This window comes from Magnetospirillum aberrantis SpK, assembly GCF_011022235.1.
In the GTDB taxonomy this organism is placed as follows: domain Bacteria; phylum Pseudomonadota; class Alphaproteobacteria; order Rhodospirillales; family Magnetospirillaceae; genus Magnetospirillum; species Magnetospirillum aberrantis.
This window is the reverse complement of sequence record NZ_JAAIYP010000035.1, coordinates 93,007-107,446: the sequence shown is the minus strand read 5'-3', so window position 1 is coordinate 107,446 and position 14,440 is coordinate 93,007. Positions and strand designations below refer to the sequence as shown.

The following is a 14,440-nucleotide window of genomic DNA, read 5'->3' as shown; positions in this document are numbered from 1 at the left end:
ATGAAATACCTTCTTTTTCCCGTCTTGGCCGTTTCGGCCCTGTTGTCTGGCTTTCCGGCTGGGGCCGAGATGTTGGTCGAGGCGGAGATGCCGGCCGCTGCTCCTGTCCAAAGGGAAGGGTGGCTGGAGGTCGCCGACGCGGTCGAGGTCGCCAACATCCAATCCCTGGCCGGAGCGGCCGATCCGTTGACGACGCCGATGGGGCTTTGTGAACAGCGCGGCTGCACTGCCTTTGCCTTTCAGCGCCTCGGCGAAGAGGAAGGGGAGCAGCTTCGCGGCCTTTTCGCCCAGTCCCGCAATGCCGAGGACGAGCGACTGTCGATCGGCCGGGCCATCGCCCTTCTGGAACGGTTCATGGGCGCTCGCAATGGCACTTGGCGCGACCGTGCCGCCAATGAACGCGAGGGTGAGGACGAACCTGGCCAGTTGGATTGTATCGCCGAATCCATCAATACCCGGACCTATCTTGATCGTCTGGCTTTGGCCGGTCTGATGCGTTTCCACGTTCGGGGCGACTTCATCCACCGTTATACGGTGGTCCTGCAACATGTGGCATTGGAGATCGTTCCCATCGACGGGCAACGTCGCTTCGCCGTGGATTCGTGGGTCGGGGCCAATGGCGAGGAACCCGAGATCGTTCCCTATGACCAATGGCGTTGGGAATGGGGGGTATGAATCGAAAAGGGCGGTCCCGGTGGACCGCCCTTTCGGTTAATTCCCAGAGGCTTCGACCATTGGCCGCATGCGGCTCATCATGGCCGATGGCGACCCGTCAGGCAGGTCGTCGCCAAAGGCCGAGGCGGTCACCGGAATGTAAGGAGAGACCGGGGCCGGGACGGCCGCTTGCTGCGGCTCGGCAACCGGAACGGCGACGGGCTGAGGGACCTCGGGCGCGGCGGCACTGGTGCGCGGCTGGGTCATGTCCTGAGGCGCACTCGACTTGGCCGGTGCCGGTGGCACCTGGCGGATGCCGTCCACTTCCAGGCGCCCCATGGCGGCCAGCAATTCATAGGAATGCTGGATCATGTCGTAATAGGCGCTGGTGAAGTTGATCCGCGCGTCGTTGATGCGGGTTTCTTCGTCCAGCACGTCCTGGACGGTGGCCTTGCCGGCGTCGCGACGCTTTTTCTGTGCGGCCCACACTTCCTCGGCCAGGACAGCGGCGTTTTCCAACAGGCTGATGCGCTCGCGCGCGGTCTTCAGCTTGTGCCAGGCGATCTTGACCGTTTCGGTGACCTTGCGGCTGGCGTAAAGCTGGTTGTCCTTGGACGCGGCATGGTCATAGCTGGCCTGGGCGACCTGGGCGTCGGTCTTGAAACCCGAGAACAATTCCCAGGTGGCGGTCAACAGCAACGACCAGTCGCGGCGCACGCCTATTTCGGCGTTCTTGTCGTTTTCGTAATTGGCACGGCCGACAAGGTCGATGTTGGGGTAATAGCCCGCCTCGGCCACACGTTGCCGCTCGCTGGTCAGCGAAATGGTCTTGGTGGCGGTTCGCAGTGTCGGGTTGTCGTCCTGGGCCGAGCGTACCGCGTCTTCCAATTGCGGCGGGATCAACGCCGCCGGAACCGGCGGGTCGGTCAGCGCAGCCACGTCGGGGGCGTGTCCGAAGACCTGGGAATATTTGGCGACGGCGGCTTCGAAATTACCTTCGAAGTTGACGCGCCGTTCCTTGGCGACCTGAAGCCGCTGCTTGGCGGCCAGCACGTCGGAAGCGATACCCGAACCTTTCTGGACGCGCTCGTCCTCAAGGTTGAGCTGTTCTTGAATCTTGCGTTCGTTGTCGCGGGCCAACTGGATCAGGCGGATCTGGCGCAGCACGTCGATATAGGCCAGCGTCCCCTCGAGGAGGGCGTTCTGGCGGGTGGCGCGCAGATCGGCGTCGGAAATCTCGTGGCTGACCTTCGCGGCTTCGACTTGGGCATCGGTGGCGAAGCCGTCGAACAGGCGCTGGGTCACCACCAGACCCGTGGTTTCGCGTCCCTTGTAGAAACGCTCTCCCTCGGTCTGTCGGCGGGCCGGGCTGTCGACGTATTCGGGGCCACTGTCGCCGGTCAGCTTGACTGTCGGAAGGTAGCCGGAACGGGCTGCGCGGATGCCTTCTTCGGCCGAGGAAACACTTTTTTCCTTGGAACGGATTTGCGGGTGGCTTTCGACCAGGCTCTGCAACTCATCGATCAGGTTCTGAGCTACGGCTGGCGCCGACCAAACCGTTACCAAAGCGGTGCAGCCCGCCAAGGCATGAAGTCGCCATTTCCGGAAAGTCAAGATTCCGATCCCCCTATGTCCACGCAAGACACCCCCGAACATAATTAATCGACCTTATACACCGATTGGTGCGGTGGTGCCTAGTCTTTGCCGTTATTGATCGGCTTGATTTTCGAGCTGTTCGCGGGGGTGAACTCAACCACAGATTGTTCAATCGTAAACTGATTGCGTTGGTTGGTGTGGTGGCTGGATCGAAGAATTTTCTTTTAATGTGCTACTCTTAGGGGAATTTGTGTGCTAATGATGCCCTTATATATCTTGTCTCTCCTGACGATGACGGAAACGGGATGCTCCACCAGACTCCTCGCTTTGACACCGCTTCCATGACCCGTGCCGAGCGGGTCCGGCTGCAACTGGCGACGGAAATCGTCGCGGGTGACTTTCGCCCCGGCACACGTCTGGACGAAGTGGCGCAGTCAAGCCGCATGGGGGTTTCACGCACTCCGCTGCGTGAAGCCGTTCGACAATTGGCGACTTTGGGACTGGTGGAAAATCGTCCCCATCGCGGGGTGGTGGTCGGCGATGGCGTCGGCCAAGCCTTGTTCGAGACCTTGGCGGAGATGGAAGTGGTTTGCGTCGGCCTTGCCAACGCTCGCATGGGGGATCAGGAGCGGGGCGAGGTGGCACGGCTGGCCGCATCGGGCGGCGATTGGCTGGCCGCTTTGCATCGTGGCTGCGGCAACCCGGTGTTGGTCGGCCTGGTGGAAACCTTGTGGCAGCCGATCCGTGGCGGTCAGGCACCGCGTGGCATGGCCGTGACCGAAGTGGAGCGGAGCCTGGGGGTGCGCGTCGCGGCGGCTGTCGCCGCCGGCGACCTTGAACAAGCGGAATGCGGCATCCGGGAATTCGTCCGGGCGGCGGCCGCCGCGTTTTACATGCGTTCGCCGGAGATGACGGTCAAGGTCGGCTAAGGGCGTTTGGGGATCAAAGGGTGTCGGCGTATGCCATGAGCTCGTGGCTGCCGTCCCAGACCATGCGCAAGGCGACATACAAAATGATCAGCAAGCCCACATAGGCGATCCAGCGGTAACGGTTCAGCAGGCCGGCGACGAAGTTGGCGGCGACTCCCATCAGTGCCACCGACAGCGCCAGGCCGGCCACCAACACCCATTGGTGATGGCGCGCAGCCCCCGCGACCGCCAACACGTTGTCGAGCGACATGGACACGTCGGCGACGATGATCTGCCACACCGCCTGGGCAAAGCTTTTGTCCTGCCCGGTGCCATCGGAACTGGCCGCGGCCTGGCTTTCCTCGCGCTCCAACTCGGCGTTGCCCGACAATTCCCGCCACAGCTTCCACGCCACCCACAGCAGCAACAGGCCACCGGCCAGCAACAGCCCGACCACTTCCAGCAATTGCATGGTGAAGCTGGCGAAGACGATTCGCAGGACGGCGGCGGCAAGGATGCCGATCAGGATGGCACGGCCACGGTGTATCGCCGGCAATCCGGCGGCGGCCATGCCGACGACAATGGCGTTGTCGCCGGCCAAGGCGACGTCGATGGCCACCACCTGAACCAGGGCAGTAAGGGTTTCCCACATCATGGCGTCCGGTATACCCCGTCGCCGGTCACGGGTAAAGCAGGCGGCATAGGACAATTGCCGCCACCAGACCGGCAAGGTCGGCGATCAGTCCGGCGGCCAGGGCATGGCGGATGCGGCGAATTCCGACCGCGCCGAAATAGACGGCGATGACGTAGAAGGTGGTCTCGCTCGACCCGTATATGGTGCCGAGCAGGACAGAGGCGGCGGAATCGATGCCAATGGCCGGGTCCTTGAGATAGGAGGCCAGCAACGCGAACGACCCCGATCCCGACAGCGAGCGCATGCCGGCCATGGCCATGGCTTCCGGAGGAACGCCCAGCGGCGCCAGAAGACGCCCCAGCGGCGCCAGGACGGCATCCATGGCGCCCGAGGCGCGGAACATGGCGATGGCCGCCAGGATGGCTACCAGATAGGGAATGATGCGCACGGCGACGGTGAATCCTTCGCGGGCGCCCTCGACGAAGGTTTCGTAGATCGCTACCCGGCGGATCAGGCCGAAACCCAGGAAGCCGACCATCAGCGCCGGCACGATCCACGGTCCCAGGATCGCCCCCCACACCGCCATCGTCGGAATGATCGCCAGAACCGACAGGCCAGCCAGCCAGCACGCCCAGGCCGGAGCCGGCGGAAGCGGGTCCGCTTCCTCGCAATCGTCGGTCTTGGCGGTTGGCGCGGGGGAAAAACGTTGCAACAGGCGCGCGGCGACGATGGCGACCATGGTGGCGAACAAGGTGGCGGCCAGGGTGGGGGCCACGACCGCCGCCGGATCGGCGGCCCCCAGGGTGGCGCGCAAGGCGATGACCGACGTGGGCAGGACGGTCACCCCGGCGGTGTTGATGGCCAGGAACAGGACCTGGGCGTTGCTGGCGGTTCCCTTGTCGGCGTTCAGGCGGTCCAGGTGCTCCATGGCGCGGATGCCGAACGGCGTGGCGGCGTTGCCCAGCCCCAGGACGTTGGCCGACACGTTCATCACCATGGCGCCCATGGCCGGATGGTTGGCGGGAACTTCGGGAAACAGCCGGGTCAGTCCCGGTGCCAGAAGACGGGCCAGTCCACGGACCATGCCGGCGGCTTCGGCCACCTTCATCAATCCCAGGAACAGCGCCATGACGCCGACCAGTCCCAGCGCCAGCGGCACCGCTCCCTCGGCGGCCTTCAGCACCGCCTCGGCCAATCCGGCCATGGCTCCCGGGGCGACGGTCAGCTCGCGCCAGCCGGCCAAGGCCACCGCCGACGCCACCAGCAGGAAAAAGACCAAATTCACGTGTTCCTCCCCCGAAGTGCCGCACAGCCTAGCAAACCCGTCCTGTGTGCGCACGCTTGCCGCAATCGGGGGGCGTTGTTAATGTTCGTCGCAATGAGTTTTCCAAAAGGAACAGGCGATGGGGTGGTCGGCCAGACTGTGTGGGGGAGCGTTGGCGGTGGTTGTCGCGGCGACGCCGGTTTGGGCCGCCGACACGGTGCAGGCGCAGATCGACGCGGCGCGTGCCGCCTATCAGAAGAACGACCTGCCCCGGACCGCCCAGGCGCTTGAGGCGGCGATGGCCGAAGTTCTGGATCGTTTGGGCAAGGCGCTGGCCGAAACCATGCCGCCGGCGACCGGCGGCTGGCAGGCGGAAGCCCCGGAGATCCAGGGATTGGGTCAGGTCGGTGGCGGCGTGGCGGTGACCCGCGCTTATGGCAAGGGCGAATCCTCGCTCAACGTCTCGCTGTTCCTGGACAGCTCGGCGGTGGCCGATGCCGCTTCCCAGCTTGCCAATTCCGATGCCGCCGGTGGTGCGAGCAATACCCGGCGCGTCAAGGTGGGGAACGAGGACGCGGTCTTGCGCTTCGACGCGGCCAACGCCTCGGGCGAGGTCACCATGGTTCTGGGGACTCGCGTCCTGTTGTCGGTCGAAGGCGACAACATCGCCAGTGGCGACATTCTGGTCGAGGCGGCCAAGGGTTGGAACCTCGCCCGGATCCGCCAGATCGTCGGCCCGTAGACCTGACGGTCTTTCATCACGCTCACGCCCTAACCGAAAAAAGCCCGGACCAGCAGCGGCACCACGACGGTGGTGACCAGTGCCGCCAATCCCATGGCAAGGCCGGAAAAGGCTCCGGTGATCTCGCCCAACTGGATGGCGCGGGCTGTTCCGATGCCGTGCGCGGCGGTGCCCATGGCCAGGCCTCGCGCGGCCTCGTTCTTGACACGCACGGCATCCAGGACCCACACCGCGATGGTCGATCCCACGATGCCGGTCAGGATGGCCATCACCGCCGTCAGTGACGGCAATCCGCCGATGCCTTCCGACACCGCCATGGCGATGGGAGAGGTGGCGGATTTCGGCGCCAGCGACAGGACGGTACGGTGCGACGCTCCCAACGCCCAGGCCAGTCCCATGGCCGAGGCGGCGGCGACGGTGGCGCCGGCGACCAGCCCCACCACCACCGCCAGCGCCGAACGCAGCAGCAACCTGATCTGACGGTAAAGCGGAATGGCCAGGGCCACTGTCGCCGGTCCCAACAGGAAGTGCACGAACTGGGCGCCATCGAAATAAACGCGATATTCAATGCCGGTGAAGGTCAGGAAGCCGCCGATCAACACGATCGACACCAGAACGGGGTTCAAAAGCGGCGTCATGTGGGTCTTGCGCCACAGCCAATGGGCGGCCTGATAGGCGACCAGGGTCGCGGTCAGTCCCAACAGGGGAGAGGTCGACAGGTAAACCCAGATGGCCTGGAGGTCGCCGCCCTTCATGACCGCCGTTTCCCGCGTGCCAGGGCCTGCATCACCATGCCGGTGACCGCGATGGTCAGCGCGGTGCTGACCACCAGGGCCACGGTGATCGGCAGCCATTCGCCGGCGATCAGTTTCAGGTGAACCATGACCCCCACGCCGGCCGGGATGAACAGCAACGACAGGTGGGACAGCAAGGCGGTGGCGGTTCTGTCCAGGCTGTCGGGCACGCCGCGCCGGATCACCAGACCCGCGAACAGCAAGAGCATGCCGACCACCGGGCCGGGAACGGGCAGGCCGGAAAGGCGGGCCAGCACCTCGCCGGCCAGTTGGCACAACAATAAAACGGTGATGGAAGACAGCACCCGAATGAACCTTCTGTTTGGATCGGACCACTAAGGGGCGATCATAGCCGCGATTCGGGCGGGGGTGCCAAGCGGGAAAAGAGAAGGGGGCCATAAGGCCCCCTGGGATGTCAGTCGATGACCGCCGCCGGGTCGGGGTCTTCCGCCCAGTCGGCGGTCGGCCGGGGGACCTTGGTCAGCCATTCCTCGAGTTCCTTGACGTGTTCGGCCTCTTCCTCGGCGAAGGCTCCGGCCAGGCTGCGCACGTCAGGGTCGGGCGAATCGGCGGCCATGTTGTTGTAGTACTCCCATCCCCGCCGTTCGTTGGCCAGGGCGAATTGCAAGGCATGAAACGGCGTCATCAGGTAATGGGTGCCGGTAAAGTCACCCACTTCCGGCGGTTCCGGGGCGTTCCAGCGGTATTCCCAGCTTTTCAGCTCGGGCAGCGGCTGGAAGGCTTCGGCGCGTTCCTGCACCGATTGGGCGTGTTTGCGGGAAAAGTCGCTCATCTGACGGAACAGAACGGCCACTTCGGGATTGTTGTGGACCTCCATTACGTCGGCCAATTCCTCGTAGCGGTCTCCCGCCTCCACCTCCAGGGCGATGGAATGGGCCAGGAACAGGGCAACCTTGGTCGTCGGCATCGGCTTGTCCTCCTTCTCTGGCGCCGGGTGGCGGGCCGGCGTTGATGGTGACCAGTATGCAGCAAGCATCCGGATCAAGCCATAGTCCCTTCGCAACCAGGGGGCATTAACCGGCGCACATACCGTAGGGGGATGCAAAACGTGTGGCTTCGTGCGAGAATCGGTGCCGTTTACGCAAGAGGCCCGGACATGGACCACGTCGAACTGTTCCAACGGTTGGGATTGGCTTTGGCCATCGGCCTGTTGATGGGGGTCGAGCGTGGCTGGCAGGCGCGCGAGGCGGCCCATGGCGGTCCTCTGGCCGGCATTCGCACCTTCGCCTTGATCGGTTTGCTGGGCGGGATCTGCGGTTGGTTGGGACATAGCTTGGGAGCGTTGGCGCTGGCGGCCGGTTTCGTCGCCCTGGCGGCCATCGTCGTCGCCGCCCATGTGGTCCGTGCCCAAAGCGGCGAACAGAACGTCGGTGTCACCACCCAGGTCGCCGAGATCATCGCGTTTGGCCTGGGCGCCATGGCGGTCATGGGAGAGGGGGCGGCGGCGGCGGCCGGCGGCGTGGTCGCCACCGCCATGCTGGGAGCCAAGGAAACCCTGCACGCCTGGCTCAAACGCCTGGAAAAACTGGAATTGCGCGCCGCCATCAAGCTGTTGCTGATCTCGGTGGTGTTGCTGCCGGTATTGCCCAACCAGGGCTATGGGCCGGAACAGATGCTCAATCCCTACACCATGTGGCTGTTGGTGGTGATGGTGGCCGGCATCTCGTTTCTCGGCTATTTCGCCATCAAACTGGCCGGGCCGCGTATCGGCAGCCTGTTGACCGGCTTTTTCGGCGGCGTCGCCTCCAGTACCGCGTTGACCGTGTCGTTCGCCCGCATGGGACGCGAGAGCCCCGGCATGCAGCCGTTGCTGGCCGCCGGCGTCGCCTTGGCCAACGCCACCATGTTCGTGCGTCTGTGGCTGATCGTGTTCGTGCTCAACCCCGACATGGGGCAGAAGATGCTGGTGCCGCTGGGATGCATGGCGGCGGCCGGTTTCGTCGCCGCCTGGCTGTTGTGGCGCCGGCGCGAGGAAGAGGGAAAGCCCGGCGCCATGACCCTGTCCAATCCGTTCGAGTTGGGTATGGCCATCAAGTTCGCCATTTTGTTGACCTTGGTGATGTTGGCCTCCAAGGCCATTCAGACCTGGGGCGGTTCGGCGGGGCTTTATCTGCTGTCGGCGGGCGCCGGTCTGGCCGACGTCGACGCGGTGGCGCTGTCGATGATCCAGATGGCCGGCAAATCGGTGGCGTTGACGGTGGCGGCGACGGCGGTCACCATTGCCGCGTTCGTCAACACCGGGGTCAAGGCGGCGCTGGTGTGGGGGCTGTGCGGTGGCCTGATGGCCCGCCGGATCGCGCTTTCCATGTTGGCGATGGTGGTGGCCGGTGCGCTCGGCCTGTCGCTCAGGTGGTTGGGGGTCTAGATGGATAGGGATGCGGCCAAGGGGTTGGAGGCGGAGATCGTCGGCTATTTCCGTTGTCCCGACGCGGAGCGGATGGTCGCCTGTTTCGCCGCCGAGCCGGTGGACGAGGCGTGGCGGGCGCAGACGGTTCTGACGCTTCCGGTGTTTCTGGCGCTGGTGCTGGATCAAGCGCCCGATGTCGCTTCCGCTTTGGTCGAGGCGATCAAGGGCGGCGACCCGGTCAAGGTCGAGGTGACGGCCCAGGCGCTCAACTATTCCCACCACCCCGAACGCCGCCGTCTGATGGAGGCATTGGTCGGTGAGGCGGCGGCCGGGTCGATGGATGCCGCCGGAGCCGATTTCAAAGGGTTCGCCCTGACCCACCCGGTGCATGTGGATATGCTGTGGGCGGCGTTCTTCGCCACTGGCGACGGGGTTTACGTCCGGCGCATCGCCGAGTTGCTGGATGGTTGGATGCCGGAGGGCCAGATGCAGCCGCTGCTGGCGGTGGCCGCGCGCGACGAGGACGCGGCGAAACGGGCCATGGCCGGCGTCCTGGCCGCCGCCGCCCAAGGCAGCCTTGCGGCCCATGCCCGCGAGTTTTCCGAGGTTCGCACCGCCCTTGCCGCCGCCGCGTCACGTCGCGACGGTCTGGGGTCTGCGTTGGCGGCCAAGATATTGGCCGGGGCGATGAACTGACCGGAAACGACGACCACCGGTCGTCGTGTAATCAGCCGAACGCCTTGAAGGCGATCAGGGTGAAGGTGTCCTTGACGCCGGGCAGTGTCTGGATGGTGTCGACCACGAACTGGCCCAGATCCTGGTCGTCGTCCAGATAGCATTTCAGCATCAGGTCGTACTGGCCGGAAATGGAATGGACCTCGGACACCTGTTCCAGTTCCACCGCTTCGTCGGCGACCTCGTACGCGCGACCCAGGTCGCATTTCACCTGTACGAAGATGGTCTGCATGAGGGTTACTCCTCTGCTTCGTCCTTGTCGGCTTCTGCCTCGTCCTTGGCGCTGCGCGGGGCGACCTTGGGCACCTCGCGCAGCATGAAGTCCGGCATGTGGTCGCCAAAGCCGATCACGTCGTCGCGGTGGGTCATCTCGCCGATGCCCAATTCATCGATGCGGCCACGGCGGCGGCCGTCACGGCCACGGCGGTCGTCGCGCCGATCATCGCGGCGGTTCTCATCACGACGGCTATCGTCGCGGCGGCTGTCGTCACGGCGGGGGCGGCTGCGTTCGCGCGGCTGTTGCTGCGGTTGCGGCTGTTCCGCGATCTCGGGTGCGACGGTGGTTTCGACGGCTTCGGCTGGCGCCTCGGCGACCGGCCCCGTTCGGCGGCCGCGGCTTCTGCGGTCGTCGCGGGTTTTCGTCTCGCCGTCCTTGCGGTCCTGGTCGCGACCGCCACGACCCCGGCGTCTGGGCTCGAGGTTCAGTTCCAAGGCGGGCACGCCCTCGACCTCGAGACGGGGTATTTCCTTGCCGATCAGCTTTTCGATAGCGACGACGAACTTGCCGTCGTCGGGAGTGGCGATGGTGAAGGCGCGTCCCGTCTCGCCGGCGCGGCCGGTACGGCCGATGCGGTGGACGTAATCCTCGGAATGGATGGGGACGTCAAAGTTGAAGACGTGGCTGACCGCCTTGATGTCGATGCCGCGTGCCGCGACGTCGGAACACACCAAAAGCTTGGCCTCGCCCGACTTGAACTTACCCAGTGCCTCGAGCCGGGCCGGCTGGGCCATGTCGCCGTGCATCTGCACCACCTCGAAATGGTGCTTCTGAAGCGAGCGATAGAGGATGTCCACGTCGCGCTTGCGGTTGCAGAAGACGAAGGCGTTCTTGATGTTCTCGACGCGGATCAGGTGGCGCAGGGTCTCGCGCTTGTCCTGTCCCTCGACCACGGCCAGGAACTGTTCGATGGTGGTCGCCGCGGACGACGCTGCCGCCACGGTGATTTCCTTCGGGTTCATCAGGAACTCGTCGGCCAGCTTGCGGATTTCCGGGCCCAGCGTGGCCGAGAAGAACAGCGTCTGGCGGATCTTGGGCAACAGCGACACGATGCGTTGGACGTCGGGAATGAACCCCATGTCCAGCATGCGGTCGGCTTCGTCGATCACCAGGATCTTGATGTCGTTGAGCAGGATGCGGCCGCGTTCGAACATGTCGAGCAGGCGGCCCGGCGTGGCGATCAGCACATCGACGCCGCGATCCAGGATGGCGACCTGGTCGCTCATGGATTCGCCGCCGATGATCAGCGCCTTGGCCAGTTTGTGGTACTTGCCGTACTTGTCGAAGTTCTCGGCCACCTGGGCGGCCAGTTCGCGGGTTGGTGCCAGGATCAGCGAGCGTGGCATGCGCGCCTTGGCCCGGCCACCGGCCAGGATCTCGATCATCGGCAAGGTGAAGCCGGCGGTCTTTCCCGTGCCTGTCTGGGCACAGCCCAGCACATCGCGGTTCATCAGCACGACGGGGATGGCCTGTTCCTGAATCGGTGTTGGCTTGGTGTAGCCCGATTCCTCGACGGCCTTAAGAAGCTCGGGGCTCAAGCCCAGATCAGCGAAAGTCATGGGATTTGTGGAGCCGTCCAGGCGGCTGGAGTCTATGGTCTCAGTCATATGCGGCGGGATAATAGAAGTTCAAACGATCCTGTCAATGTCGGAACGCTGGAGTTGGCGGCGAAGCTTGGCTGAGCTAGGGTTCAAAACCGACATCGCCGGAGGAAAACATGCTGATCGACGCCAGCCGTTCCCTGTTTTTGTTGGTCGACGTCCAAGAGGGGCTGGGCCCCGTGATGGCCGAACCGCGTCAGGTCTACCGCAATTGCGCGTTGCTGTTGCGGGCGGCGGCGCGGCTGGACGTACCGGTGTTGGCGTCCGAGCAATACCCCAAGGGACTGGGCGCCACCATGGGCGAATTGCGCGGTCTTCTGCCCGAAGGGGCGGCGATGGAAAAATTGCATTTTTCCTGTGCCGCCGACCCGGCCATCGCCGAACGGGTGCGGCAATCGGGCCGCGACCAGATCGTCGTCGCCGGGATCGAGGCCCATGTCTGCGTCACCCAGACGGCGTTGGGCTTCAAGGCCGCCGGTTTTCAGGTGTTCGTGGCTCACGACGCCTGTTCGTCGCGGTTGGCGGTCAACCACGCCGTGGCCATGGCCCGGCTTGCGGCCAACGGCATTGATGTCATGCCCACGGAAAGCGTGGTGTTCGAATGGCTGCACCGGGCGGGTACGGCCGAATTCAAGGATCTCATCGCCCTGATCAAGTAGGAGATGTCGCCATGACCCCGACGGTGGTGCTGTTGCCCGGACTGCTGAACGACTACCGCCTGTGGGCGGCGCAAACCGAGGCGTTGAGCCCGAGAGCCCGTGTCGTCGTGGCCGACCTGACCCTGGACGACAGCTTGGCGGCCATGTCGGAAAGGGTGCTGTCCACCGTGCCCGGCCGTTTCGCCCTGGCCGGGTTGTCCATGGGCGGCTATGTGGCCATGGACATCTTGCGCCGGGCTCCCGATCGGGTCGAGCGGCTGGCGCTTGTGGACACCACGGCGCGGCCCGATGCCCCGGAACAGACCCAGCGGCGCAAGGACGCTGTCGAAATCGCCCGCTCCGGTGGATTCGAGAAGATCATGCCCAGCATGTTGCCCATGCTGGTCCATCCCGACCATCTGGCGCTGGCCCGTGTCGGCGGCTTGGCCAAGGATATGGCCCGCGCGGTGGGGGCCGAAGCCTTCGCCCGCCAGCAAAACGCCATCATGCACCGCCCCGACGCTCGCCCCGGCCTGTCGCGCGTCGCCTGTCCGACCCTGGTGGTGGTGGGCGCCGACGACGCCTTGACGCCGCTTGACCGGGCCGAGGAAATGGCAGACCTGATTCCCGATGCCCGGCTTGAGGTGGTCGAAAATTGTGGACATCTGTCGCCGCTTGAACAACCCGACGCGGTTTCGCTTTTGCTGAAGCAATGGTTGTTCGAAGACTAAAGAATAATGCCCATAAAAATGTGAGTATTTGTCGCCGTCACTCTATTGGATGCGGTGCGTAACTCGATTATGATGATGCAAGGGCAGGGGGCGCGGCCGTGGAACGTCTGGCGTCCGGGGAGGAAGACATGGGCTCGCGTGGACCGAAGCTGTTGCGCCGGACGACCAACGTCGTCCTTGACGCCCTGCTACAGGCGGCAGAGGGGGCCTATCGCGACAAGCCGCTCAGCCGTGACGTATTGCACGACATCGTCGACGGATTGAAGATTTCCTCGCATTTCGACGATTTCTATCGCCGCGTCTATCGCGAGTTGATGGAGGTGGTGGACGAGGAAAAGCTGGAACAGCGCCGTCAGAACGCCTTCGGCCGCTTGATGGTCCACCCCATGAGCGAGTTGTTCCACAAGGAAATCCTAAGTCGCGACATCCTGCCCAACGTGTTTTCGTTCTTCCATTTGGTGCTTGGCGACGAGGCCGAGATTTACGGCGAGCGGTGTCTGCGCCGGGTGCGCGACCTGCGCGAGGAAATGGGCGAGAACTTTTCCTGGGACGACTTCTACAACGACCGTCAGGCCAAATCCGTTCTGTGGCACACCCTGGTCCGCATCGCCGATTCCTTCAAGCGCTGGGACGTGCGCAAGGATTGGTTCATGAAGCTGATGCAGTACACACCCAGCACCGTCAGCCTGGGCCAAAGCGCCTTCATGGTGCGCGAACATGCCAACCACGACGAACCGCACATCTTCAACAACCACCACTTCTGCGCCTTCTTCCAGGCGCTGTTTTCACCGCTCACCGACATGGACAAGGCGGACGAGAAACAGTTCCACGAGGAATTCGGCGCCGACCCCCATCATTTGATTGGCCAGTTTTTGGTGCATCTGGCTGCGTGCAATGTGTGATTTTTGTATGTGAATGCTTGGTTGTGGTTTCCCTCTCTGTCGTCATTAATCGCTTTCTGGTGGGGGTCGTGATTGTGGAAAGGGGAAAATCAAAATTAGATAATGAATTATTGTTATTAGAAAATAAATTATCGGAGCTGGGAGATTTGCGATTTCTTCTTCTGTTTCCTTTGATTCTCACGGCTTTTTTTTCTGCAATGTATTTAATAGCTATATTTAATGAAGGTTTTAATATGGATGACATTGTGTTTTTCTCTCCATTTATTGTTACTGGTGTATTGTATCTTCTTGTTGATGCGAAATTTTCTTTCTTTCGGGAAGAGGCTATAAAGCTTGAACGCAGAAAGCAGAAAGAATGGTTGTCTTCCGAAGCGGGAATTGCTTGGCAAAAAAAGCAGAAACGAGCCGAAGCTGAAAAAGCACGTAAAGAAGAATGGGAGAGAACGCGTCCGCGGTCATGTGCGCGGGATGGGCATGAATGGCGTCTCAGTCATCAAGGGGTCGATAAGAAATGGCCGCGCCAGCATTACAAATGTTTCCGTTGCGGTGCCACTAAGGTTGACGAGAACTAAACAGGGTGGGCGTCTGGGGCGGTT

17 protein-coding genes are annotated in these 14,440 nt (G+C 63.4%); 9 read left to right on the top strand and 8 right to left on the bottom strand.

The annotated features are described in order from the left end of the window. Window positions 1-675: a hypothetical protein gene (locus G4223_RS08735; RefSeq protein ID WP_163677915.1), complete on the top strand. Its 675-nt coding sequence runs from the start codon at window positions 1-3 to the stop codon at window positions 673-675. Window positions 676-711: 36 nt separating this feature from the next. On the opposite strand, the gene G4223_RS08730 is transcribed toward G4223_RS08735, so the two are convergent. Next, a complete protein-coding gene (locus G4223_RS08730; RefSeq protein ID WP_241004036.1) occupies window positions 712-2,268 on the bottom strand; it encodes a TolC family outer membrane protein in 1,557 nt (518 codons plus the stop codon). A gap of 287 nt (window positions 2,269-2,555) precedes the next feature. Between G4223_RS08730 and G4223_RS08725 the strand changes: the two genes are divergently transcribed. Continuing rightward, window positions 2,556-3,179, top strand: coding sequence for a GntR family transcriptional regulator (locus G4223_RS08725; protein ID WP_163677912.1), 624 nt, complete (start codon window positions 2,556-2,558; stop codon window positions 3,177-3,179). A 13-nt stretch (window positions 3,180-3,192) separates the two neighbouring features. Here the strand turns inward: G4223_RS08725 and G4223_RS08720 are convergent, their stop codons facing one another. Both G4223_RS08720 and G4223_RS08715 read right to left on the bottom strand, forming a co-directional pair. Then, window positions 3,193-3,813 carry a YjbE family putative metal transport protein gene (locus G4223_RS08720; RefSeq protein WP_163677910.1) on the bottom strand — a complete coding sequence of 207 codons (621 nt, stop codon included), beginning with the start codon at window positions 3,811-3,813 and terminating at the stop codon, window positions 3,193-3,195. A gap of 25 nt (window positions 3,814-3,838) precedes the next feature. Next, the gene (locus G4223_RS08715) at window positions 3,839-5,077 is read right to left on the bottom strand and encodes a nucleoside recognition domain-containing protein (RefSeq protein WP_163677907.1); all 1,239 of its coding nucleotides are present in this window, start codon (window positions 5,075-5,077) and stop codon (window positions 3,839-3,841) included. Between the two features lie 118 nt (window positions 5,078-5,195). On the opposite strand from G4223_RS08715, the gene G4223_RS08710 reads away from it, so the two are divergent. Further along, window positions 5,196-5,798: a hypothetical protein gene (locus tag G4223_RS08710; RefSeq protein WP_241004035.1), complete on the top strand. Its 603-nt coding sequence runs from the start codon at window positions 5,196-5,198 to the stop codon at window positions 5,796-5,798. 29 nt (window positions 5,799-5,827) lie between these two features. Here the strand turns inward: G4223_RS08710 and G4223_RS08705 are convergent, their stop codons facing one another. The 3 genes from G4223_RS08705 to G4223_RS08695 all read right to left on the bottom strand — a co-directional run bounded on the left by G4223_RS08705 (window position 5,828) and on the right by G4223_RS08695 (window position 7,520). Continuing rightward, window positions 5,828-6,553 (bottom strand): LrgB family protein, encoded by a 726-nt coding sequence (locus tag G4223_RS08705; protein ID WP_163677905.1) that lies wholly within the window; start codon window positions 6,551-6,553, stop codon window positions 5,828-5,830. Then, window positions 6,550-6,897, bottom strand: a complete 348-nt coding sequence (locus G4223_RS08700) for a CidA/LrgA family protein (RefSeq protein ID WP_338086845.1) — start codon at window positions 6,895-6,897, stop codon at window positions 6,550-6,552. The genes G4223_RS08705 and G4223_RS08700 overlap by 4 nt, the downstream gene beginning before the upstream one ends. 110 nt (window positions 6,898-7,007) lie before the next feature. Beyond that, window positions 7,008-7,520: a ferritin-like domain-containing protein gene (locus G4223_RS08695; protein WP_163677902.1), complete on the bottom strand. Its 513-nt coding sequence runs from the start codon at window positions 7,518-7,520 to the stop codon at window positions 7,008-7,010. A 189-nt stretch (window positions 7,521-7,709) separates the two neighbouring features. Between G4223_RS08695 and G4223_RS08690 the strand changes: the two genes are divergently transcribed. Continuing rightward, window positions 7,710-8,978 (top strand): MgtC/SapB family protein, encoded by a 1,269-nt coding sequence (locus tag G4223_RS08690; RefSeq protein WP_163677899.1) that lies wholly within the window; start codon window positions 7,710-7,712, stop codon window positions 8,976-8,978. Then, entirely contained in the window at window positions 8,979-9,656 is a 678-nt protein-coding gene (locus G4223_RS08685; RefSeq protein ID WP_163677896.1) for a hypothetical protein, read from the top strand. 31 nt (window positions 9,657-9,687) lie between these two features. Here the strand turns inward: G4223_RS08685 and G4223_RS08680 are convergent, their stop codons facing one another. After that, the gene (locus G4223_RS08680) at window positions 9,688-9,927 is read right to left on the bottom strand and encodes an Lrp/AsnC ligand binding domain-containing protein (RefSeq protein ID WP_163677894.1); all 240 of its coding nucleotides are present in this window, start codon (window positions 9,925-9,927) and stop codon (window positions 9,688-9,690) included. Between the two features lie 5 nt (window positions 9,928-9,932). Further along, the gene (locus G4223_RS08675) at window positions 9,933-11,531 is read right to left on the bottom strand and encodes a DEAD/DEAH box helicase (protein WP_163677892.1); all 1,599 of its coding nucleotides are present in this window, start codon (window positions 11,529-11,531) and stop codon (window positions 9,933-9,935) included. 158 nt (window positions 11,532-11,689) lie between these two features. Here G4223_RS08675 and G4223_RS08670 point away from each other — a divergent pair, with 158 nt between their 5' ends. From G4223_RS08670 to G4223_RS08655, 4 genes are all read left to right on the top strand, one after another. Beyond that, window positions 11,690-12,232 carry a hydrolase gene (locus G4223_RS08670; protein ID WP_163677890.1) on the top strand — a complete coding sequence of 181 codons (543 nt, stop codon included), beginning with the start codon at window positions 11,690-11,692 and terminating at the stop codon, window positions 12,230-12,232. An 11-nt stretch (window positions 12,233-12,243) separates the two neighbouring features. Continuing rightward, window positions 12,244-12,942 carry an alpha/beta fold hydrolase gene (locus G4223_RS08665; RefSeq protein ID WP_163677888.1) on the top strand — a complete coding sequence of 233 codons (699 nt, stop codon included), beginning with the start codon at window positions 12,244-12,246 and terminating at the stop codon, window positions 12,940-12,942. Window positions 12,943-13,040: 98 nt separating this feature from the next. Then, a complete protein-coding gene (locus tag G4223_RS08660; RefSeq protein WP_338086844.1) occupies window positions 13,041-13,844 on the top strand; it encodes a hypothetical protein in 804 nt (267 codons plus the stop codon). Between the two features lie 17 nt (window positions 13,845-13,861). Then, complete coding sequence (locus tag G4223_RS08655; protein ID WP_163677886.1) at window positions 13,862-14,416, top strand: hypothetical protein; 555 nt, start codon at window positions 13,862-13,864, stop codon at window positions 14,414-14,416. Window positions 14,417-14,440: the final 24 nt, after the last annotated feature.

Coding starts and splice junctions, on each gene's coding strand:
- G4223_RS08685 (WP_163677896.1), top strand. CDS start 8,979: ATGGATAGGGATGCGGCCAAGGGGTTGGAGGCGGAGATCGTCGGCTAT.
- G4223_RS08665 (WP_163677888.1), top strand. CDS start 12,244: ATGACCCCGACGGTGGTGCTGTTGCCCGGACTGCTGAACGACTACCGC.
- G4223_RS08690 (WP_163677899.1), top strand. CDS start 7,710: ATGGACCACGTCGAACTGTTCCAACGGTTGGGATTGGCTTTGGCCATC.
- G4223_RS08720 (WP_163677910.1), bottom strand. CDS start 3,813: ATGATGTGGGAAACCCTTACTGCCCTGGTTCAGGTGGTGGCCATCGAC.
- G4223_RS08705 (WP_163677905.1), bottom strand. CDS start 6,553: ATGAAGGGCGGCGACCTCCAGGCCATCTGGGTTTACCTGTCGACCTCT.
- G4223_RS08675 (WP_163677892.1), bottom strand. CDS start 11,531: ATGACTTTCGCTGATCTGGGCTTGAGCCCCGAGCTTCTTAAGGCCGTC.
- G4223_RS08670 (WP_163677890.1), top strand. CDS start 11,690: ATGCTGATCGACGCCAGCCGTTCCCTGTTTTTGTTGGTCGACGTCCAA.
- G4223_RS08710 (WP_241004035.1), top strand. CDS start 5,196: ATGGGGTGGTCGGCCAGACTGTGTGGGGGAGCGTTGGCGGTGGTTGTC.
- G4223_RS08695 (WP_163677902.1), bottom strand. CDS start 7,520: ATGCCGACGACCAAGGTTGCCCTGTTCCTGGCCCATTCCATCGCCCTG.
- G4223_RS08680 (WP_163677894.1), bottom strand. CDS start 9,927: ATGCAGACCATCTTCGTACAGGTGAAATGCGACCTGGGTCGCGCGTAC.
- G4223_RS08725 (WP_163677912.1), top strand. CDS start 2,556: ATGCTCCACCAGACTCCTCGCTTTGACACCGCTTCCATGACCCGTGCC.
- G4223_RS08735 (WP_163677915.1), top strand. CDS start 1: ATGAAATACCTTCTTTTTCCCGTCTTGGCCGTTTCGGCCCTGTTGTCT.